The following is a 20,162-nucleotide window of genomic DNA, read 5'->3' as shown; positions in this document are numbered from 1 at the left end:
GCGGCTCCGGGAATGCCGTAGGGGATTGGCATGGAACAGCAGGGTCTCGGAATCATCGAAACGGACGCCGGCTTTGGCCGAAGACTGGCCAGTTTCTTCGATCAGCATGGCTTTCCGGTCGAGGTGCATCAGGACCCGAAGCCGTTGCTGGCGCGCCTGCAGAACCGGCCGCCGAGCGTCATCCTCCTCGGCGAGGGGGACAAGCCGGCCAGCGCGTTGCAGACCCTCCGGCGCATTCGCGAGATTTCCATCATCCCCTGCATCATGCTCGCCCAGCGCGGCGACGACCTCAGCGAGATCGTGGTGCTGGAGGCCGGCGCCGACGACCTGGTGGACCGCGATCTGGCGCCGCACGCCCTGCTGGCCCGCATCCGGGCCGTGCTGCGGCGGGGCGAATGGGGCACGGTACAGGCCGAGCCGGCAATCGGCGTCGATGGCTGGCGCCTGATCCCCCAACGGCGGCAATTGCTGCGGCCGGACGGGTCGGAATGCGCCCTCACCACCGCCGAGTACGACCTGATGTGCCTGCTGGTCGAGCATCGCGGCAAGCCGATCAGCCGGGATGCCGTTGCCCGCGCCGTCTTCCGCCGCCCCTTCCGCGCCGAGGACCGGACGGTTGACAATCTCGTGCTCCGGCTGCGCCGCAAGCTCGGCCTGACCCAGCAGGACTGCATCAAGACCGTCCGCGGCGCCGGCTACATGTTCGCCGGCTTCGCCGATTGCGGCCGCAGGGTCGCCTGATCTTCGCCCTGTTTCCCGCCATCTTTCCGGTGTAGGCCGCCGTAAACACGACGGAGAAGCATTGTGGCGATCGTGCCGGTGATCTTGTCAGGCGGAACGGGGACGCGGCTCTGGCCGCTCTCGCGCGAGGGGTACCCGAAGCAATTCTGGCCGCTGCTCGGCAGCGAGACCATGCTCCAGCAGACGGCGGGCCGGGCCATGGGTGCGGAGTTCGCGCCGGCCGTCGTGGTCTGCAACGAGGCGCACCGCTTCCTCGTTGCCGAGCAGCTGCGCGAGGCGAAGGTCGAGGGCGCCCGCATCCTGCTGGAACCGGCAGGGCGGAACAGCGCCCCGGCCATTGCCGCCGCCGCGCTGCTGGTGGCCGAGCAATCGCCGGAGGACGTGATCTGGGTGAAGGCGGCGGACGCGGCCATCACCGATGTGCCGGCGCTGCACGCCGCCTTGGCCAGGGCCGTCGTCGCGGCGCAGGCCGGGCGCATCGTCACCTTCGGCATGCGGCCGACCGCGCCGGAGACCGGCTATGGCTATATCGAGCCGGGCGCCGAACTGGCCGAGGCGCCGGGCGTCATGCGGCTCGAGCGCTTCATCGAGAAGCCGGACGCGGCCAAGGCGGCCGACCTGCTCGCCGATGGCCGGCACCTCTGGAACAGCGGCATGTTCGTCGCCACCGCCGCGACGCTGCTCGCCGAACTGGAGCGCTTTGCCCCCGAGGTGGTCCGCAGCGTCACCGCCGCCATAGCCGAGGCGAAGCGGGATCTCGACTTCGTCCGCCTAGGCGCCCAGGCCTTCGGCGCGGCGCCGGCCATCTCCATCGACTATGCGGTGATGGAGAAGACCTCGCTCGCCGCGGTGGTGCCGGCGGACATCGGCTGGTCCGACCTCGGCTCCTGGGCGGCGCTCTGGGAGGTCGGCGAGAAGGACGGGCGCGGCAATGTCGTCAGCGGGCCGGTCTCGCTGGTCGATGCCGAGGGCTGCCTGGTGCGGTCGGAGGGCATCCTCACCGGCGTGGTCGGGCTGAAGGATGTCGTCATCGTCACCACCGATGACGCGGTGCTCGCCATGCCGCGGGACCGGGCGCAGGACGTGAAGCGGCTGGTCGACCAGCTTCGCCGCAGCGGGCAGAAGGAGGCCACGGAGCATCGCCGCGTCTACCGCCCCTGGGGCAACTATGAGGGGCTGATCCAGGGCGACCGCTTCCAAGTCAAGCGCATCCAGGTCCGGCCGGGACAGAAGCTCTCGCTGCAGAAGCACTTCCACCGCGCCGAGCACTGGGTGGTGGTGCATGGCACCGCGATCGTCCACCGCGACGGCGAGAACATCATGCTGCGCGAGAACGAGAGCATCTACCTGCCGCTCGGCTGCGTCCATCGGATGGAGAATCCGGGGATGATCCCGCTGACGCTCATCGAGGTGCAGGTCGGCTCCTATCTCGGCGAGGACGACATCGTCCGCCTCGAGGACACCTACGGACGCACCTGACCGAAGGGTGAGGGCGGCGTATGCGTTTACCCATAAGCTGTCTCTGTTTGAGAACGCAGCATTTTCAACATGTTGCGGTGTATTTCAAAAATTGACAGCTTACGGGAAATGGTGGTCGCCCTCGCGCTTGGGCTAAATTCGGGGGCACGGAAGGCTAACCCAGGCCGACATCCCAACAGCTTCGGTCGGAACCGAGGGTGCCAAAGGGAGACAAGGCCTGCAGCACCTGTTGCGCTGGCCGGGCTAGAGCGTTTTCCTATCTGTCTGCGCTACAGCCGGCAGCGGCGAAGCACTTGGCACACCCGGCTGGCACGAGAGGCCTGCTGGCGCTCGCTCCGGGGTGCCCGGCTGTCGGTGCAGGCCATGTTGGTCGAGGCCCAGCTTTCATCCATCAATACCAAACGGTCGGGGTCGAGATCGGGCTGCGCCTCGGCCTGGATCCCGCAGCGTCATGTCAGATTTCTGGCCAACAAGGCGAAGGTCAGCACTGCGTGGACCTCGATCTGCGCCGAGCGCCGGTCCGCCCCCGAGTGGCCCCGGCGCGACCCAACCCACCTCCCGCACCAGCGCGGCCCAGCGAACCGCGCAGCCCTTGTGCGGGCGCTGTCCGTCGGCTCCCAATCGGGCCATTCCGTCTCTAGAGCCGGCACTCAAGCGCGAGGGTGACAGGCGGCGCCCCCCCATGGCAGCCTTCCCGGAACTGCGCCTGGGAGGGCGTCCGCATGAAGATCGACAAGATCACCTGCCATATCCTGCAGTCCAAGGTAGAGAAACCCTTCACCTCGGCGCGGGGCTGGCTCTACAGCACGCGTTCCTCCTGCATCGTCGAGGTGACGACCGATGACGGGCTGACCGGCTGGGGCGAGTGCTACGGCCCGGCCGCTGTCAACAAGACCCTGATCGAGACGCAGTATGCCCCGCGCGTGGTCGGCCGCGATCCCTTCGACGTGGAGGTCGTCTGGGAAGACCTCTACAACCGCATCAAGGATTACGGGGCACAGGGCTTCTCCATCACGGCGCTCTCGGGCATCGACATCGCGCTCTGGGACCTGATGGGGCGGGCCACGGGCAAGCCGATCCACAAGCTTATCGGCGGGGCCTATCGCAAGCAGGTTCAGGCCTATGCAACCGGCCTCTACTTCATCGACATGGACCGGTTGGTCGAGGATGCGGTGGAGGAAGCGCTGGAGTACAAGGCGCAGGGCTTCCGCGCCATCAAGATGAAGATCGGCCTCGGCGATCCGAAACTGGACTTGCGGCGCGTGGCGGCGGTGCGGGAGGCGATCGGGCCGGAGATCGGCCTCGCGGTGGACGCCAATCACTGCTTCTCCGTCCCGCAGGCGATCCGTCTCGGCCGCATGCTGGAGCCGCTGGATCTCCTCTGGTTCGAGGAGCCGATCAGCCCAGAAGACCATGACGGCTATGTCGAGGTCACGCGCGCGCTCGACCTGGCGGTCGCAGGCGGGGAAAATGATTTTACCCGCTTCGGCTTCCGCGACGTGATCGCGAAAAAGGCCATGGATATTGTCCAGCCCGATGTCTGCGCCGCCGGCGGGATTTCGGAGATGCGGAAAATCGCAACGCTGGCCTCGGCCTTCGGCGTGGAATGCGTGCCGCATGCCTGGGGCAGCGCAATTGGTCTCGCCGCCACGGTGCAGTTCCTGGCGACCCTGCCGGATCAGCCGCCGGCCTTCCGTCCCGTGCCGCCCATGCTGGAATTCGAGCAGACGCCGAACCCATTGCGCGACCTGCTGGCGACCCTGCCAATCGAGCAGAAGCACGGGGTCGTCGCCGTGCCGGAGGGCCCGGGCCTCGGCATCGAGATCGACCGCGAGGTTCTGGCCCGCTTCAAGGTGGCATAGAATGAAGGTTGCATTAACCGAGCCGATCGAACCCGTGGGCATGGCAGTGCTGCGCGAGGCAGGGCTGGAGGTGATCGAAGGCCCCGGTGGCGAACAAAGCCACGACCAACTCCGCGCCCTTTGCCGCGCAGCCTCGGCTGTCATCGTGCGGCAGAAGTTGCCCGACGACCTGGCCGCTTCCTGCCCAAGGCTGTTGGTCGCCGCGCGGCATGGGGTCGGCGTGGACCTGATCCCGGTAGCCGACTGCACGGCGCATGGTGTGCTGGTGACCAATGTGCCGGGCGCCAATGCCGATGCAGTTGCCGAATTCGTCGTCGCCCAGATGCTTGCCGCAGCACGGCAGCTGGAAACGATGCACCGGCTCCACCTCACGGAGGGTTGGAAGAGCGGCCGCGCCCTGGCCAGCAGCGCTACCGAGCTGCGCGGCCGGACCCTCGGCATCGTCGGCGTCGGCGCCATCGGAACGCGACTGGCGGAGATCGCGCATCACGGCTTCCGCATGCGGGTCTTGGGCTTCCAGCGGAGGCGGGAGGCGCTGCCGGGTTTTGTCGAGTATGCGGCGCTGCCAAACCTCTTCGCTGAGAGCGACTTCATCGCCCTCGCCTGCCCCTTGACCCCGGAAACCAAGGGGCTGGCCTCGGCCGCACTGATCGGCCGCATGAAGCCGACTGCCTGGCTGATGAATGTCTCGCGCGGTGCGGTGGTCGAGGAGGAGGCGCTGGTCGAGGCGTTGTCGGCAGGCCGCATCGGCGGCGCGGCGCTGGATGTCTACGCCGTGCAGCCGCTCGCGGCAGGCCATCCGCTGCGCGATTTTCCCAATGTCGTCCTCTCGCCGCATGTCGCCGGCCTCTCGCGCGAGAGTGCGGCGCGCATGAGCCAGGTCGCGGCAGAGGACGTGGTGCGGGTGCTGCGCGGCGGGCGGCCGGCCAACCTCATCAATCCGGAAGCCTGGGACGCATACCAGACCCGCCGCCGGGAGCTTGGCCTGTGAGGATCACCCGCGTCGAGGCCAGCTGGGTTCAGGTGCCGATCCCACCGGAGCGTCAGCACCTTTCCGATTTCGGCAAGCAGCCGACCTTCGACAGCGTCATCGTCCAGGTGGAGACGGATGCCGGCATCACCGGCTGGGGCGAGGCCAAGGCAGGTGTGGCCAGCACAGCGGCCTGCGCCGGGCTGGCCGCCATCATCAACCAGGATCTTGCGCCGCAGCTGACGGGCGAGGACCCGCGTGACATCTCGCGGCTCTGGGATGTGCTGTACAACATGCCGCGGCAGGGCTTTGCGATCGACCGCGGCCATGTCTTCCCGGCGCTCGGGCGGCGGGGGTTGTCGATCAGTGCCATCGCGGGCATCGACATCGCCCTTTGGGACATTCTGGGCAAGTCGCTCGGCGCACCGGTCTGGCGGCTTCTCGGTGGCCGGCGGGCGGAACGCATGCCGGCCTATGCCTCCGGCGGCTGGGCCGATGAGAACAAGATCGGCGAACAGCTCCTCGGTTATATCGACAAGGGCGGCTTTCACGCGGTGAAGATGCGGGTCGGCTCGATGGATGGGCCGGTTGCCCGCTCCGCCGCACGGGTGCGGGCAGCGCGCCGGGCGCTCGGCCCTGAAATCGGTCTCGCCGCCGATGCACATGGCACCTGGACCGTGGCGGAGGCCAAGGCCTTCTGCCGCATGGTGGAGGATTGTGACCTGCTCTGGTTCGAGGAACCGGTGACAGCGGACGACAAGCAGGGCCAGGCGGAGGTGCGCCGCGCCAGCGCCGTGCCCATCAGCAGCGGCGAGAGCGAGTTCACCCGGCACGACTTCCGTGAATTGGCGGAGCTGCGTGCGGCCGATGTGCTGCAGCCAGACCTCGCCATCGCCGGCGGCATCACCGAAGGCGTGCGGATCGGCGCCATCGCCAGCGCCTTCAATCTGCGCCTGGCACCGCATCTCTGGTCGGGTGCCCCGGCTTTCGCTGCCGGGCTGCATCTGGCCGCCAGCAACAGCGCGGGCTTCATCCTGGAATACTCGCTCGGCCACAACCCCATGCTGCACGACCTGATCGAGGAGCGCTTCCCCGTGCAGGACGGCATGGTGGACGTGCCCGACCGGCCAGGCCTTGGCATCACAGTGAAGGAAGATTTCCTGAACCGTTACAGGAGGCAATGATGAAGATCCGCGAGATCAAGGCCTATCCCACCTCCTTCCCGCTGCCGCAATCCGGTGGCGTGCGGCTGGGCATCGGGCAGGCTGTGAAGCGCGACTGCGTCATGGTGAAGGTGACGACCGAGAGCGGCCTGGTCGGCTGGGGTGAAAGCCATCATGGCCGCGCCCATACCGCCATCGCCAAGCTGATAGAGACCACCCTCTCCCAGCTCATCCTCGGGATGGAGGCGAGCGACACCACCGGCATCTGGGCCAAGATCTACAAGTACCAGCTTGGCAGCCACGGCATGGGCGCCGGCACCGCCATGGCGATGTCGGGCATCGACATGGCCTTGTGGGACATCAGGGGCAAGGCGGTGGGCTGGCCGCTCTGGAAGCTTCTTGGTGGCGCCCGCCGCCTGGTTCCCGCCTATGCCGGCGGCATCGCCCTCGGCTACCAGCCGCCGGCCGACCTGGTCGAGGAGGCCCAGCCGCTGATCGAGAGCGGATATCGCGCCGTGAAGCTGCGCATCGGCGACACGGTGCGCGACGACACCGCGCGAATGGAGGCCGTGCGGAATGCCTTCGGCGATGGGCTGGCGATCCTGACGGACGCCAACACCGGCTACTCCATCGCGGATGCGCGGCAGGTGATGCCGGTGATGGATGCGCTGAACATCGGCTGGCTGGAGGAACCCTTCCCCGCGCACGATCATCATCTCTACACCCAGGCGCGGAGTTATGGCCGGACGCCGCTGGCGGCGGGAGAGAACCACTACACCCGTTTCGAATTCAGCCGAGTGCTGGAGGACAGGGTCATCACCATCTGGCAGCCGGACCTGTCGAAATGCGGCGGCATCACGGAGGCCCTGCGGATCGCGGCCATGGCCAGCGCCTTCAAGATCCCGATCAACCCGCATTCCTCCATGACCGGTGTGAACCAGGCAGCCTCCATCCATTTCCTCGCTGCCATCGAGAATGGCGGTTATTTCGAGGCGGATGTCTCGAGAAACAACCTGTTCCGCGATGTGCTGGGCAGCGAGCCCTGGAGCATTAGCCGCGACGGGACGGTGCTGCCGCTCGATGGCCCGGGCATCGGCGTCGAAGTGGATGAGGGTTTCCTCGCCGCCCATCCGGCCATCGAGGGACCAGGCTACGTGTAGGCCAAAGCAAGCATCAACCGGGAGGAAATGCGCCAATGAAGCGCCTGCTGATCGCCATTCTCGCCCTGTTCGCGGCCGCGCTACCAGCGCGTGCGCAGGAGTTTCCCTCGAAGGACATCCGCTTCCTCTGCGGCTTCGCGCCCGGCGGGACCTGCGACTTGCTATCCCGCATCCTGGCCGAGCACCTGTCGCCGGTCCTCGGCCAACGCGTCGTGGTGGAAAACCGCACCGGTGCCTCGGGCAATATTGCCGCCGATGCCGTGGCGAAGTCGCCGCCGGATGGTCATACGGTACTGCTTGCCACCATGGCGCTCTATACCGTCATGCCGCAGATGCCGGGAATGCGGCTGCCGTTCGACGTGGACCAGGATCTGACGCCGATCAGCAATGTCGCCAACATCTACAATGTGCTCGTCGTCAGTCCGCAGGGGCCGATCCAAAACGTCCGGCAACTGATCGATCTCGCCCACGCCAATCCCGGGAAACTGACCTACGCCAGCGCGGGGAATGGAGGCAGCCAGCATCTGGCGGCGGAGTATTTCAAGCGACTTGCGGGTGTCGACCTGCTGCACGTTTCCTATCGCGGCGGCGCGCCGGCGATCGTCGATATCGCCGCCGGGCGCACCGACATGATGTTTGGCAATCTGCCGGAATTCCTCGGCCAGATCCGCGATGGCGGCCTGCGCGCCGTCGCCTTCGGCGCCCCGAGGCCGAGCCCGCTGATGCCGGACGTGCCCCTGATCAGCGCGACGGTGCCGGGCTTCACGGTGCGCAACTGGTTTGGCGTCGCCGGTCCGGGCGGCATGCCGAAGCCGGTTCTGGATCGCTGGGTCACGGCGCTGCAGCGGGTGAACGTCGACCCGGTCTTCCAGCGGCGGCTGGCCGAGAACGGCATGGAAAGCCTGATCGGCGACCCCGACAGCTTCCGCAGCACCATCCAGGAAGACCGGCGGCGCTGGGGCGAGGTGATGCGCGCCGCCAACATCCGCGCTGATTGATCGACCAAGAGATCAGCGATGGGCCGAGGTTCCCGTGTCGGGCATCCAGATGTGGTCCCGCCAATCCCGTAACTCCCGCCGCCGCCCTCATCTGCACGGGGCAGATCGGGCGGTCGTGTCGGGCGTTCCGAATGGCCACACTCGGGTGGCCGATGCACGGCTGGCCAGAATCAGCTCAAGCCGGCATCGGGCTGCGGGTCGTCACGCCTCCTTCTTCACATTCCACATCAACGGCAGGCCCTTCAACACGCCGCTCACCGTCTTGCGGTAGGCGGTTGGCTGATAATACTCCCCTGTCGGCAGGTAGGGTACGTCCTGGAACGCCTGCTCCTGGATCTGCACCGCGATCGCCTTCTGAGCCGCCGTGTCCGACGCCTGGAACCAGGAGTCCCGCAGTTGCTCGAGCTTGGGAGAGTTGCACCAACCGAACCACCCGGCCTCGCCATTCCCCCGCAGGCCGAGATGCGTCGCTGGCGTGAACTGGTCGACGCCGAAGAAGCTGGTGAAGAAGACGCTCCACCCGCCCTTGTCGACCGGGGCCTTGCTGGCCCGGCGCTGGATCACCGAGCCCCAATCCGTGCTCTGCACGTCCACGTTGATGCCCGCCCGCTTCAGCATGTCGGCTCCCACCTCGCCCAGCGCTTGCAGAGCCGGCAAGTCGGTTGCGATCATCACCACCGCGCGTTCGCCGTTGTAGCCGGCCGCGGCAAGGTCGGCCTTTACGCGGGTCATGTCGCGCTTGCCTTGCAACACCGATACTCCGGCACTGCTGGCCAGCGGCGAGGCGGCGGCAAAGAAGCCAACATCGTCTTTCCACAGCGACCGATCAGACCCCGCCACTGCCTGCATGAAGTCCGCCTGGTTCACCGCACCGAGCAGCGCACGCCGGATTGCCGGGTTGTTGAAGGGCGGCTGCAGATGATTGAACCGCACCATGCCCGGCAGGCCCGTCGGGTCGAGCGTGTCGGTGGTCAGGTTGCCGTTTTGCCGAAGCACGGGATACAGGTCGAGCGATGGCTCCTGCCACCAATCGACCTGGCCCCGCTGCAATGCGGCCATGGCGGTCGACGGGTCTGGGATGGCGCCCCACTCGATGCGGTCCAGGTATGCGATCTTCGGCCCGGCAGTACAGCTCGGCGTGCCGCCCGGCCGCGGCACGTAGCTCTCGAAGCGAGTGTAGACGCTGAGCGCCCCTGGTACACGCTCGGCTGCGACGTAGCGGAACGGGCCGCTGCCGACCATCTCGGTGATGGGCTTGAAGGGGTCGGCGTTGGCCAGCCGCTCCGGCATGATCGCGCACATGTTGCCGGCAATCTTGCCCAACGCGTCCGGCAGCAGGGGAAAGGGGCGCTTGAGGCGGAAGACGATCGTCTTGTCGTCGGTGGCCGAAAGCTCGTCGGTGACGGCCATCAGCGCCTGGCCGAACGCGTCCCGCTTGCCCCAGCGGTTGACGCTGGCGACGCAGTCGCGGGCGAGCACGGGGGTGCCGTCATGGAATTTGAGGCCGCCGCGCAGCGTGAGCCGCCAGGTCTTGCCGTCGGCCTCGGTGATGAAGCCGTCCACCATCTGCGGCTGCGCCTTGTACTCGCTATCCTGCCCGAACAACGTATCGAACACCACAAAGCCATGGTTGCGCGATATGTAGGCGCTGGTGACGATGGGATCGAGCAGGGGCACGTCGATCTGCGGGACGAATTTGAGCGTTCTGGCGGCCTGCGACTGGGCCACGCGGGGTGCAACAAGCGCAGCGGCGCCGGTGGTGAGCAGGGTGCGGCGTTTCATCATCAGGAAACCTCGATCCGGTATCGGCTTAGACGTAGCAACAACGAGGCCATGCCCAAGGCTGTCATCCTGCCGTCGATACGCGGCTTTCCAAAGCGGATGATCGGTTCACCTGGCTTTCTGTTACGCCGAACATCGCCAGGAGCAGGTGAACTCGAACCATCGACGCATCGGGCTTGCCGAGGTAGGCACTCCGCCAGAGGCGTTCCCCATTAGCGCCGAAGCACCCCTGTATCGGATTTCAATTATGGCACGTGATCTGCCGCTTCCCGTACTTGCAACCCATGGCGGCAAGTTCCATTGCGACGAGGTATTTGCCTATGCCGTATTGCGCATGGCGCTGGGTTTGGCTGAACCCGGCCGGGACCATGTGCTGCTGCGCACCCGCAAACCGGAATTGATCGACACGGCCGATATCGTCTGGGATGTAGGGTTCATCTTCGATGCAGCAGCAAACCGCTTCGACCATCACCAGCGCGGTGCACCGCAGCGAGCCGATGCAACGCCCTTCTCCTCCGCAGGCCTGATTTGGCAAGCCTACGGCGAACGCGCGGTAGCCGCCCTGTTGCGGGAGAGCGGGGCCGAGGCCTTCGCCGCCAGGATCGCCTCGGAAATCGATGAGACCGTTGTGCGGCGGATTGACGAAATCGATAACGGCCTGTCGTCCAACGGCTCAAGCGAACGCGATACACTTGGCATGGCAACGCTGATCGGCGAATTCAATCCGACCTGGGATGATCCTGCGGGAGCCGGACCCACGGCCGGCGATGTGGCATTTCTGGAGGCGGCCGCATTGGCTTCAGGTATCCTGCGCCGCCGCGTTGATGGATTGCGGGCACGTCTTGCGGCCGAAGCCAGCGTCCTCGCTGCGCACAAGGCCGGCGACAATCCGCGCATCCTGGTGCTGGATCGCGGAATGCCCTGGAAGAACGTTGTTTTCTCGCACGACTTGCCAGTCCTGCTCACCGTTTCACCTGCCTCGAACGGGAACTGGATGCTGGACACGATGCCGCCGGAGCCAGGCTCGTTCGAGCAGCGGCTGCCGTTGCCCGAAGCCTGGGCCGGATTGCAGGGGGAGGCATTGGTGGCGAAGACGGGCATAGCGGATGCCGTGTTCGTGCATCTGCGCCGTTTCGTAGGCGCCGCCAAGTCGCGCGCCGGTGCCGTGGACATGGCTCGCAAGGCGATGGAGTTGTGAATCCGCACTTCGGTAGACTCTCGGCATATCTCGCTGGGTCAACAGAATGGCGCTGGCCTCATGCGCCCATCCAAAAAGCGTATATTTCTTGGCGGTGACCGGTGCGCTGCGGCGAGACCGCTTTCGGTCCGCCGACGCTAGCTTGGCGCTTCCTCCTGGGCCGCGGTCTTGCGGTTCAGGAGATGTGCTATTCGACACGCCTATGCTGGTGCTCCGCTCCCTCATACGAGGCCGGCCTCACCCTGGAACAAGGGGCGCTCGGTCGGTCTCGAACCGCCCCTTAAACCCAAGCAGATTTGGGCAATCCGCTTCCTCCCTAAGGGGAGCAGCGGCTTAGCGACCGTGCGGTGATCGACAGCAAGCCTAGAGGCTGCAACTTGGTCCGGCTGACGATTGTCCAACTGGCCGTGAATGGCGCTACTCGCTACCGCGCGACCGCATCCAGCGGAAGACCGGGCGGCCGGTGCAGTTCGAACTCAGCGACCAAACCCGCGGCAGCCTGCGCGCATGGCTGGTAATCCGTGGCCGCGTGCTGGACGACTATGTGTCCCCGAGCCGATCAAGGATGGGCCAGCACCTCAGCATCCGCCAGAATGCCTGCCCCGTCTGCGAATGAGTCGAAGTTATCGGGCTTGAGCGGTCAACCTACAGCACGCACAGCCTGCGCCGGAACAAGGTCTATGGAAAAGTTCGGGAGGGTACCATGTCTCCCCACTCCGCTCGGACCATTCCAATGCGCTCCCGAGTGTCGCCAAGGCCTCGTTGCGGCGACCCACACTGGCAAGTCCCCCCAGCATCTCGGGGTAGCACAGCGAGAAGCCACCATTGATGTTGCGTCTATCGCGGCCTCGGCCGTTCGGTGCTGCGCCCATAGTCGCCCCGCAGGATCGATAGCATCGCTTCTAAGCAACCAGCTTTCACCAGTCGTGCTTTCTGTGGCGCCCTTAACCCCTGGGCCACCGCGCAGCGTTATGAATGTGCGGTCCCGCTATCATCGCGTTCCGAAACGCCACGACGGCGGTGAAAAGCAAGGCCACCCGAGCAACGGCGACGACCTGAGGTAACGGGCTTCTAACGGCGCCGAAGCGATGGACAGCGCGAACGGGGTTGTGCATGTTCCTGCTTTGTTCGCGGGAGTCGCGCATGGAGGAAACCTTGAGCCCTGGGCGCGTGCGCCCAGAACCCGATCCCGAGGCGGCTACCTACCTGGCCGACACCGGCGCTACGCAGGCGTATCTGGAGGGCTACGTTCGCCAGCGATTCCTTCGGGAGCTCGACGATGAGGAGACGGTCATCCGGAGCCTGCCTTTCTACGCGACGGGCACCGGCGCGACCTTCGCCGCCATCGCCGTCGCGGCTCCGCAACTCCGGCAGGCGGCGCCTAGCTTCGCGGTGCCTATCGCTGCCGCCCTCGCCCTCGACGTGGTGCTGGTTGTGGTTTCCATAGCCTGCCTACTCGCGGCGCTCGTCCGGCGAGGCGTGTTGGACGTGGCGCCCGAGGCGGAACTGCTTCGGTCGGCGGGGCAGGTGGCACAGGACACGAGGGAGCAGTTTGCGGACGCGACGCCACAGGAATTGGAGAGCATCATCCTTGCCAGGGTGCGCGGCAGCCTGGTCGCGCAGATGATTGTCGCGACTGCCCGTAACCGGGAGGCAAACCGGCAGAGGAAGACCTGGAGGAACCGGGCCTTCGTAGCCCTCGTTGGCGCGTTGCTGCTGACAATCGGCGGGCTCGTTGCTACGTTCGTGGCCGGAGGGCTCAGGTAGATGCTCAAGGCGGTGCGCGAGATCGCTCCCGAGGAAGCGCAAAACTCAGACGCTGCGGGCGGGGGGACGCGCCCGCGATGGGGCGAGTTCCCCAAGATGGTCGAGGAGGACCGGGGCAGCCCGACCTCTGTCCCGCCAAGGCGCCTACCCGACACGAAAGAGCTTCGCGATCTCACTGACATCGCGATCTCGCTCGGAAACCCGCGCGCGCGCTGATCCTGCCCTCAAACCCCCATGGCGGCGGACCAAACCGGAACTGCTTCTGTTGCTCCGACGACGTAGAGCTATGAGTAGCGACCGAAACAGCCCTGCCCGACTGCTCGGCCTGCAAACACGATATGAACCTATCATCATGGATTACAGATTGACCTCCGACGGCGAGGCGGAGCCCGGTTCTGCCGCTCGCGCGCCGTCCTGAAGAACGGGCCGAAGGCCCGGGCGCATTTGCCTGCGAGAAGCCTGGCCCGTCATCGGTTATGGTCACCCCGGCCATGTCCCGATGATCGCGCACCGTGACGAGGCTGCCGGGCCGGCATGGGCCAGCGCGGTGCGAAGGAGGCTTCGAACACCGGCAGCGCTGTCCGCCCTCAGGCCGTGGCCATGTCGCGCACCTCGTCCGCAGCCATCTGGGGCGACACCCCACGCGGCCAGCCTCCACATCCTCCCGCCGCAGCATGGCGGCCTGGCGGGTAGGCTCTGGGCCCTGCTGGGCAGCGCGAAGCTCGTCGCCGGCCGCCTGTTGCTGAGCCTGACCCTCGCCCTGGCCATCGCCCTCCTCAACCGCCGGGGAAGCGCCGGGCCGGCATGACGGCCAGATGCCGCCTATTCCAGCCGGATGTTGAGGTCGCGCAGGACGGAGCCCCGGCGTCCCCGGTCGGCGGTGAGGAATTGCTCCATCTCGGCCGGCGTCTGCGTCAACGGCAGGGCGACCTGGGCGCGGAAGACCTCCTGGACCTGGGCAGATTTCAGCCCTTCGGCCACGGCGGCGCCGATGCGGGCGGCGACGGGCGCCGGCAGCCCGGCCGGGCCGAGCAGGCCGAACCAGTTCGCCGCCTCCACCGGGAGGCCAAGCTCCTTCAATGTCGGCGCCGCGGGCAGTTGCGGGACGCGCTCCGTGGCGCCGATGCCGAGGATTCTCGGCCGGCCGTCGCGCGCCGCGGCCTCGGCCGGGCCGGCATTGAGGAACATGCAATCCACCTGCCCGGCGATCAGCGCCGTGGCCGCCGGCGCCGCGCCGGTGAAGGGGACGTGCAGCATCTCCAGCCGCGCCTGCCGGGCCAGACCCTCCATCGCCAGATGCGAGGTGCTGCCGATGCCCCAGGAGGCGAAGCTGACCCGGCCCGGCTGGCGGCGCGCCAGGTCGAGGAAGGCCTCCAGCGTCTCGGTGCCCAGGCCCGGCCGGGTGATCAGCGCGAAGGGGCCGCTGGCGAAGGCCGTCACCGGGGTGAACTCGGTGACCGGGTTGTAGGCGAGCTTCGGATAGATCAGTGGGTTGATGGCATGGGTCTCGGCATTGCCGAGTATCAGCGTATGGCCGTCCGCCGGTGCGCGGGCGACGGCCTGCGTGCCGACCGCGCCATTGGCGCCGGCCCGGTTCTCGACGACGACCGGCTGGCCGAGCGCCTGCCCCATGGCGGGCGCCAGGGCGCGGATCAGGATGTCGGCCAGGCCGCCAGGGTTCCAAGGGACGATGACGCGCACCGGCTGCTCGGGAAAGGCGGCCAGGGCGGGGCCGGCGAGCGGCAGGGCTGCGGCCGCCCCGAGCAGGCGGCGGCGGGTAATGAAGGGCATGGGCGTGGTTCTCCCCCGTTCTTCTGTTTCGTCAGGTCAGCAGAGCCATCAGGCCGCCGATCTCCGGCGCCGTCTCCAAAGCCCACAGCGCGTCGAGCGCGGCATCGGCGCGGTCGGCGAAGCCGCCGAGGGCCGCGTTGTCGCGGAACTTCGCCGCCAACTCCGCATCGCTCATCGGCCGTGCCTCGCTGCCGCGCGCCTGCAGCACCGTCGCCACCCGCTCCCGCCCATCGGCGAGCCGCACCGTCACCCGGGCGGCACCGCGCGGCAGCGAGGCATCGAGCGCCGCCGTGACCCTGGCGCGGAGGGCCACCAGCGCCGGGTCCAGCACGGCCGGCATCCCGAAATCCGCGACGCCTGCCCGGCCGCGGAGAAGGCCCAGCGCGGCATTGTGGTGGATGCTGACGCGCGCATCGCGTTCCGTCCGCACCGCGCGGTCGCCGCGGGCGAGCAGCAGCGCATCGCCCGCGACCGTCACGGCGGCGATGGCCTCGGGCGGCACGTCCAGCTCGGCGCGGAGCTGCAGGCAGGCATCGATGACGGCGTGGAAGACGATGCCGGCCGAATAGGGCTTGTAGGTGGTGCGGGCGATCTCCCAGCGCTCGCCGAGGCCGCTGGTGATCTCCGCGACCTGCGGCATGTCGCCCATGGCGCGGGCCCAGCCGAGCGGCCCCTCGATGGCGGCCGGCGTGGCTTCGTATCCCGCTTCGGCCAGCAGCGCCGCCAGCAGCCCGTGCCGCGCCGCATTGCCCATGCCGACATTCTTCGCGGCACTCGGCAGGTTCTCCACTAGCCCGGCAGACTGGCTGGCGGCGATGCCGAGGGCATGCCAGGCCTGCGTGGCAGTCAGCCCCAGCAGCTTCGCGCAACCTGCCGCCGCGCCGAAGACCCCGCAGGTGGAGGTGATGTGCCAGCCCCGGTCGTAATGTCCGGGCGAGACGGCGTTGCCGATGCGGCACTCCACCTCCATCCCGAGCAGGAAGGCATGCAGCACCTCTGTCCCCGAATGGCCGCGCTGCTCGGCCAGCGCCAGCAGGGGCGGCGCGACTGGTGCGGCGGGGTGGATGACGGTGCGGAGATGCGTGTCGTCATAATCCAGCAGGTTGCCGGCGATGCAGTTGACGAAGGCGGCGCTCATCGCGTCGAGCTTCCGCCCCTGGCCAATGACGGTCGCCACCGGCGCGCCGCTGAAGCCGGCCATCACCTCGAGGGCGGTCGTGACCGCCGGATCCCGCGCCACGCCCAGCGCGCAGCCGAGATGGTTGAGGAGGCTGCGCACCGCCTCGTGCCGCAGCGCGGGCGGGATGTCCGCCCAGCGGGAGGCCGCGAGGAAGTGGCCGAGCGCCTCGCCGGCATAGGCCTGGCTACTCATCGGGCGCGGCGTGCAAGAGCCAGCATGGCGTGTTTCCTGGACGTGGTGCGGCAAGCTGCTGCCGGATCGTGTTAGCGGTAACCACTACCGTTCCGGCTGTAAAGTTCAATGCGCTGGATTGCACTCCCATTTGCTTCCCGTCTAGGCTTGAGAAATGGTATCGATCACATGAATCCGGACGAAAGGGGCGGTGGCAGCCTGCGCGGCCGCCAGGCGCTGGTCACCGGCTCGACCGGCGGCATCGGCCTCGCGGTGGCGGAGGCCCTGGCGTCCCAGGGCTGCACCATCCTGCTGCACGGCCTCGCCACCGAGGCGGAGGCGGCGCCCGCCCTGGCGGCGGTGGCGGCACGGGGCGTCGAAGTGCGCTACCACCGGGCTGACCTAACCGATCTGGCCGCCATCGCCGCCCTCGTCGCGGCGGCGGCGCCGGACATCCTGGTGAACAATGCCGCCACCCGGCATTTCGGTCCGGTCGAGGGTACTGCGCCGGAGGCCTGGGACATGGACATCGCCGTCAACCTCTCGGCCGCCTTCCACCTGCTGCGGCTGGCCCTGCCGGGGATGCGGCGGCGTGGCTGGGGGCGGGTGCTCAACATGTCCTCGATCTACGGCCTGGTCGGCACCGCCGGGCGCGTCGGCTATGTCACGACCAAAACCGCGCTGATCGGGCTGACGCGCGCGGTGGCGCTGGAGACGGCCGAGAGCGGCATCACCTGCAACGCGCTCTGCCCCGGCTCGACCCTTACACCCAATATCGAGGAACGGCTGCGCGCCGCCATGGCGGCGGGCGGGCTTGGCCGGACGGCGGCGGAGGCGCAATTCCTGACCGGCAAGCAGCCGACCGGCCGCTTCGTGCAGGCCGAGGCGGTGGGCGCGATGGCGGCCTTCCTCTGCGGCGAGGCGGGGCGGGACATCACCGGAGCCGTGCTGCCGATCGATGGCGGCTGGTCCGCGGCCTGAACCGGCGGGAGGAAAAGCGGGATGGAACGTCGAGCTTTGCTGGCGACCCTGGGCGCATCGGCGCTGCTGCCGGCGCCAGCCCTGGCGCAGGCCTTCCCCTCTCGCCCCCTGCGGCTGCTCGTCACCTGGCCGCCCGGCGGCACCACCGACATCCTCGCCCGGCAGCTCGCGCCGCAGCTCTCGGCGCGACTCGGCCAGCCGGTCGTCGTCGAGAACCGGGGCGGCGCCTCGGGCGCCATCGGCGCGGCGGAGCTGGCACGGGCGCCGAGTGACGGCCATACCTTTGGCATGGTGACCAGCACGGTCATCTCCGCCGCGCTGCTCTCCCGCACCGCCTATGACCCGTTGCGGGACCTGACGCCGGTCCTGCTGCTGGCGCGCGTCGCCAACATCCTCGTGGTCAATCCGGCGCTGCCGGTCCGGACGGTGCCGGAGCTGATCGCACTGGCCAAGGCGCAGCCGGGACGGCTGACCTTCGGCTCGCCCGGCATCGGCTCGGCGGTGCATATCTCGGGCGAGATGTTCAAGCTCGCGGCCGGCGTGGACATGCTGCACGCGCCCTATCGCGGCGGCGGGCCGGCGCTGGCGGATGTGGTGGCCGGGCATCTCCTGCTGATGTTCGGCAATGCCAGCTCCACCCTGCCCTTCGTCCGCGAGGGCTCGCTGCGTGCCATCGCCGTCACCTCCGCGGCGCGCGCCGCCTACCTGCCCGAGGTGCCGGCCATCGCGGAGACGCTGCCCGGCTTCGCCATCGACGAGTGGTACGGGGTGCTCGGCCCCGGCGGCATGCCGTCTGCCGTGGCGGAGCGGCTGAACGCCGCTTTCATGGACATCGTCACCCAGCCCGCCGAGCGTGCCCGGCTGCTGGAAGGCGGCGCCGAGGTGGCCGGCGGCACGGTCGAGGATTTCCGCCGCTTCATGGCAGAGGAGATCGACAAGATCGGCGCCGTGGTGCGCGACGCGCGCATCACCGCGGAGTAGGCATGGACGGCGATCCCCCCGGCGCAGCGGTGCGGATGCGGGACGTGGCGCGCGTCGCCGAGGTCTCGACCATGACCGTCTCCCGCGCGCTGAAGCACCCGGAGCGCGTCTCGCCCGAGGTGCGGGCGCGGGTGGAGCAGGCGGTGCGGGAGGTGGGCTACGTGCCGAACCGGCTGGCTGGCAGCCTGTCCTCCTCGCGCTCCAACGTCATCGGTCTGGTCGTGCCGAGCATCGACAACTCGCTCTTCGCCAGCACCATCCAGGGCATCTCGGACGTGCTGCGGCGGCATGGGCACGAGCTGATGATCGCCTCCTCCGGCTATGGGGCGGAGGCGGAGGAGGCGGCGATCCGCGCCTTCCTCGGCCAGCGCGTCGCCGGCCTGATCCTGCACGACACGACGCATACGCCGGAGGCGGTGGCGATGATCCGCCGCGCCGGCATCCCCGTGGTCGAGAACGGCACCCTCACCCGCCAGCCGCTGGACATGGTGGTCAGCTACTCCAACCACGATGCCGCCATGGCGATGACGCGGCACCTGCTGCGCCTCCGCTATCGCCGCATCGGCTTCGTCACCCTGCCGCTCGCGGCCAATGGGCGCAGCCGGGACCGCCGCCGCGGCTATGCCGCCGCGCTGGAGGAGGCCGGCCTGCCCTTCGACCCGCGCCTGGTGCTGGAGGTGCCGCCGGGCCTCGCCGCCGGCGTCGAGGCGCTGGACCGGCTGCTGGCGGCCGGCGGCGACCCGGATGCCATCTTCTTCGCGGGCGACGTGCTGGCGATCGGCGCGGCGCTGGAATGCACGCGGCGCGGCTGGCCGGTGCCGGGGCGCGTCGCCATCGCCGCCTTCGACAATATCGACCTGCTCGGCCACCTCGTGCCGCCGGTGACCACGCTGCGCCTGCCGCGCCACGAGATCGGCCGCCGCAGCGCCGAGGTCCTGCTCGACCGCATCGAGGGCCGCGCCGCCGGTCCGCTGACCGTGGACCTGCGCTTCGAAATCATCCACCGCGGTAGTACGTGACAGGGGCGAGTACGTGACATGACGGATCAGGTGATCGGCTTCATCGGCCTTGGGCAGATGGGCAGCCGAATGGCGGCACGGCTGCTGGCGGCGGGCTACCCCGTGGTAGCCTACGACCCCGTGGCGACGGCGCTCGATGCTGCCGTCGCACTGGGCGCCGTCCGTGCCGCCCATGCGCGCGAGGTGGCGGACCGGGCGGACCTGGTCTTCGCCAGCCTGCCCTCGCCCGGCGTGGTGCGCGCCGTGGCGCTCGGGCCGGATGGCGTGCTGCAGGGCCAACGCGCGCGCTGCTTCGTCGACCTCTCCACCACCGGCCCGCGCGTGGCCGGCGAGGTGGCGGCCGGCTTCGCCGAGGCGGGCCGCACCACCTTCGACTGTCCAGTGAGCGGCGGCATCACGGGGGCGGCGAATGGCCGGCTCGCCATCATGGTCTCCGGCCCGCGCGCGGAGTATGCGGCGCTGGAGCCGATGCTGCAGGTCATGGGCAAACCCTTCTTCTGCGGCGAGGGGCCGGGCCAGGCGCAGGTGCTGAAGCTCTGCAACAACCTGCTCGCCGCCGCGGCGCTCGCCGTCTCCTCGGAGGCCATTGCGATGGGTGTGAAGGCGGGACTGGACCCGGCGCTGATATGCGAGGTGATTAACGCCAGCAGCGGCCGCAACAGCGCAACCCAGGACAAATTCCCCCGCGCCGTCATCCCCCGGACCTTCGATTTCGGCTTCACCACCGGCCTGTCGCACAAGGATGTCCGGCTCTGCCTCGACGAGGCGGAGGCGATGGGCGTGCCGATGGTGGTGGGCAGCGCGGTGCGGCAGATGCTGGCCGTGACCAGCGCGACCTTCGGGCCCGAGAGCGACTTCACCCACATCGCCCGGGTCGTCGAGGACTGGGCCGGGGTCACGATAGGCGGATGACGGCAGG

General features: G+C 68.4%; 17 protein-coding genes and 1 pseudogene. 14 read left to right on the top strand and 4 right to left on the bottom strand.

Translation table 11 applies throughout. The features are described 5' to 3' along the window. The first annotated feature begins 30 nt into the window (after positions 1 to 30). Positions 31 to 741, top strand: a complete 711-nt coding sequence (locus tag JMJ56_RS07990) for a response regulator transcription factor (protein WP_202831096.1) — start codon at positions 31 to 33, stop codon at positions 739 to 741. Between the two features lie 63 nt (positions 742 to 804). Beyond that, on the top strand, positions 805 to 2,220 hold the full coding sequence (locus tag JMJ56_RS07985; RefSeq protein ID WP_328702310.1) for a mannose-1-phosphate guanylyltransferase/mannose-6-phosphate isomerase: 1,416 nt from the start codon (positions 805 to 807) through the stop codon (positions 2,218 to 2,220). 292 nt (positions 2,221 to 2,512) lie between these two features. Here JMJ56_RS07985 and JMJ56_RS33710 read toward each other — a convergent pair. Next, a pseudogene (locus JMJ56_RS33710) lies at positions 2,513 to 2,651 on the bottom strand (IS630 family transposase); the annotation flags it as partial. Between the two features lie 291 nt (positions 2,652 to 2,942). On the opposite strand from JMJ56_RS33710, the gene JMJ56_RS07980 reads away from it, so the two are divergent. Genes JMJ56_RS07980 through JMJ56_RS07960 form a run of 5 tightly spaced genes read left to right on the top strand, consistent with a single transcriptional unit; the run spans position 2,943 to position 8,373 of the window. Beyond that, on the top strand, positions 2,943 to 4,082 hold the full coding sequence (locus JMJ56_RS07980; RefSeq protein ID WP_202831095.1) for a mandelate racemase/muconate lactonizing enzyme family protein: 1,140 nt from the start codon (positions 2,943 to 2,945) through the stop codon (positions 4,080 to 4,082). Between the two features lies 1 nt (position 4,083). Then, positions 4,084 to 5,073 carry a hydroxyacid dehydrogenase gene (locus JMJ56_RS07975; protein ID WP_202831094.1) on the top strand — a complete coding sequence of 330 codons (990 nt, stop codon included), beginning with the start codon at positions 4,084 to 4,086 and terminating at the stop codon, positions 5,071 to 5,073. Continuing rightward, positions 5,070 to 6,236, top strand: a complete 1,167-nt coding sequence (locus JMJ56_RS07970) for a mandelate racemase/muconate lactonizing enzyme family protein (RefSeq protein WP_202831093.1) — start codon at positions 5,070 to 5,072, stop codon at positions 6,234 to 6,236. Before JMJ56_RS07975 ends, JMJ56_RS07970 begins: the two co-directional genes overlap by 4 nt. Next, on the top strand, positions 6,236 to 7,375 hold the full coding sequence (locus JMJ56_RS07965) for a mandelate racemase/muconate lactonizing enzyme family protein (protein WP_202831092.1): 1,140 nt from the start codon (positions 6,236 to 6,238) through the stop codon (positions 7,373 to 7,375). The genes JMJ56_RS07970 and JMJ56_RS07965 overlap by 1 nt, the downstream gene beginning before the upstream one ends. 35 nt (positions 7,376 to 7,410) lie before the next feature. Beyond that, on the top strand, positions 7,411 to 8,373 hold the full coding sequence (locus JMJ56_RS07960) for a Bug family tripartite tricarboxylate transporter substrate binding protein (RefSeq protein ID WP_202831091.1): 963 nt from the start codon (positions 7,411 to 7,413) through the stop codon (positions 8,371 to 8,373). A 201-nt stretch (positions 8,374 to 8,574) separates the two neighbouring features. On the opposite strand, the gene JMJ56_RS07955 is transcribed toward JMJ56_RS07960, so the two are convergent. Next, positions 8,575 to 10,155 carry an ABC transporter substrate-binding protein gene (locus JMJ56_RS07955; protein ID WP_202831412.1) on the bottom strand — a complete coding sequence of 527 codons (1,581 nt, stop codon included), beginning with the start codon at positions 10,153 to 10,155 and terminating at the stop codon, positions 8,575 to 8,577. 247 nt (positions 10,156 to 10,402) lie between these two features. Here JMJ56_RS07955 and JMJ56_RS07950 point away from each other — a divergent pair, with 247 nt between their 5' ends. The 3 genes from JMJ56_RS07950 (at position 10,403) to JMJ56_RS07940 (ending at position 13,336) form a co-directional block, all read left to right on the top strand. After that, positions 10,403 to 11,353, top strand: a complete 951-nt coding sequence (locus JMJ56_RS07950) for an MYG1 family protein (protein ID WP_202831090.1) — start codon at positions 10,403 to 10,405, stop codon at positions 11,351 to 11,353. A gap of 1,143 nt (positions 11,354 to 12,496) precedes the next feature. Beyond that, positions 12,497 to 13,120, top strand: coding sequence for a hypothetical protein (locus tag JMJ56_RS07945; RefSeq protein WP_202831089.1), 624 nt, complete (start codon positions 12,497 to 12,499; stop codon positions 13,118 to 13,120). Then, positions 13,121 to 13,336, top strand: coding sequence for a hypothetical protein (locus JMJ56_RS07940; protein WP_202831088.1), 216 nt, complete (start codon positions 13,121 to 13,123; stop codon positions 13,334 to 13,336). Positions 13,337 to 13,942: 606 nt separating this feature from the next. On the opposite strand, the gene JMJ56_RS07935 is transcribed toward JMJ56_RS07940, so the two are convergent. Beyond that, positions 13,943 to 14,911 carry a Bug family tripartite tricarboxylate transporter substrate binding protein gene (locus tag JMJ56_RS07935; RefSeq protein WP_202831087.1) on the bottom strand — a complete coding sequence of 323 codons (969 nt, stop codon included), beginning with the start codon at positions 14,909 to 14,911 and terminating at the stop codon, positions 13,943 to 13,945. Positions 14,912 to 14,942: 31 nt separating this feature from the next. Further along, a complete protein-coding gene (locus tag JMJ56_RS07930) occupies positions 14,943 to 16,283 on the bottom strand; it encodes an MmgE/PrpD family protein (RefSeq protein ID WP_202831086.1) in 1,341 nt (446 codons plus the stop codon). Between the two features lie 168 nt (positions 16,284 to 16,451). On the opposite strand from JMJ56_RS07930, the gene JMJ56_RS07925 reads away from it, so the two are divergent. From JMJ56_RS07925 to JMJ56_RS07910, 4 genes are read left to right on the top strand one after another with little or no spacing between them, the layout of a single operon-like run. Next, the gene (locus tag JMJ56_RS07925; protein WP_202831085.1) at positions 16,452 to 17,243 is read left to right on the top strand and encodes an SDR family NAD(P)-dependent oxidoreductase; all 792 of its coding nucleotides are present in this window, start codon (positions 16,452 to 16,454) and stop codon (positions 17,241 to 17,243) included. A 21-nt stretch (positions 17,244 to 17,264) separates the two neighbouring features. Beyond that, positions 17,265 to 18,224: a Bug family tripartite tricarboxylate transporter substrate binding protein gene (locus JMJ56_RS07920; RefSeq protein ID WP_202831084.1), complete on the top strand. Its 960-nt coding sequence runs from the start codon at positions 17,265 to 17,267 to the stop codon at positions 18,222 to 18,224. A 2-nt stretch (positions 18,225 to 18,226) separates the two neighbouring features. Next, complete coding sequence (locus tag JMJ56_RS07915; protein ID WP_202831083.1) at positions 18,227 to 19,243, top strand: LacI family DNA-binding transcriptional regulator; 1,017 nt, start codon at positions 18,227 to 18,229, stop codon at positions 19,241 to 19,243. Positions 19,244 to 19,261: 18 nt separating this feature from the next. After that, the gene (locus JMJ56_RS07910) at positions 19,262 to 20,155 is read left to right on the top strand and encodes an NAD(P)-dependent oxidoreductase (RefSeq protein WP_202831082.1); all 894 of its coding nucleotides are present in this window, start codon (positions 19,262 to 19,264) and stop codon (positions 20,153 to 20,155) included. Positions 20,156 to 20,162 lie beyond the last annotated feature (7 nt).

This window comes from Belnapia arida (assembly GCF_016773205.1).
In the GTDB taxonomy this organism is placed as follows: Bacteria; Pseudomonadota; Alphaproteobacteria; order Acetobacterales; family Acetobacteraceae; genus Belnapia; species Belnapia arida.
Note: the sequence above shows the minus strand (reverse complement) of the source record. Positions and strands in the feature narration are given on the sequence as shown.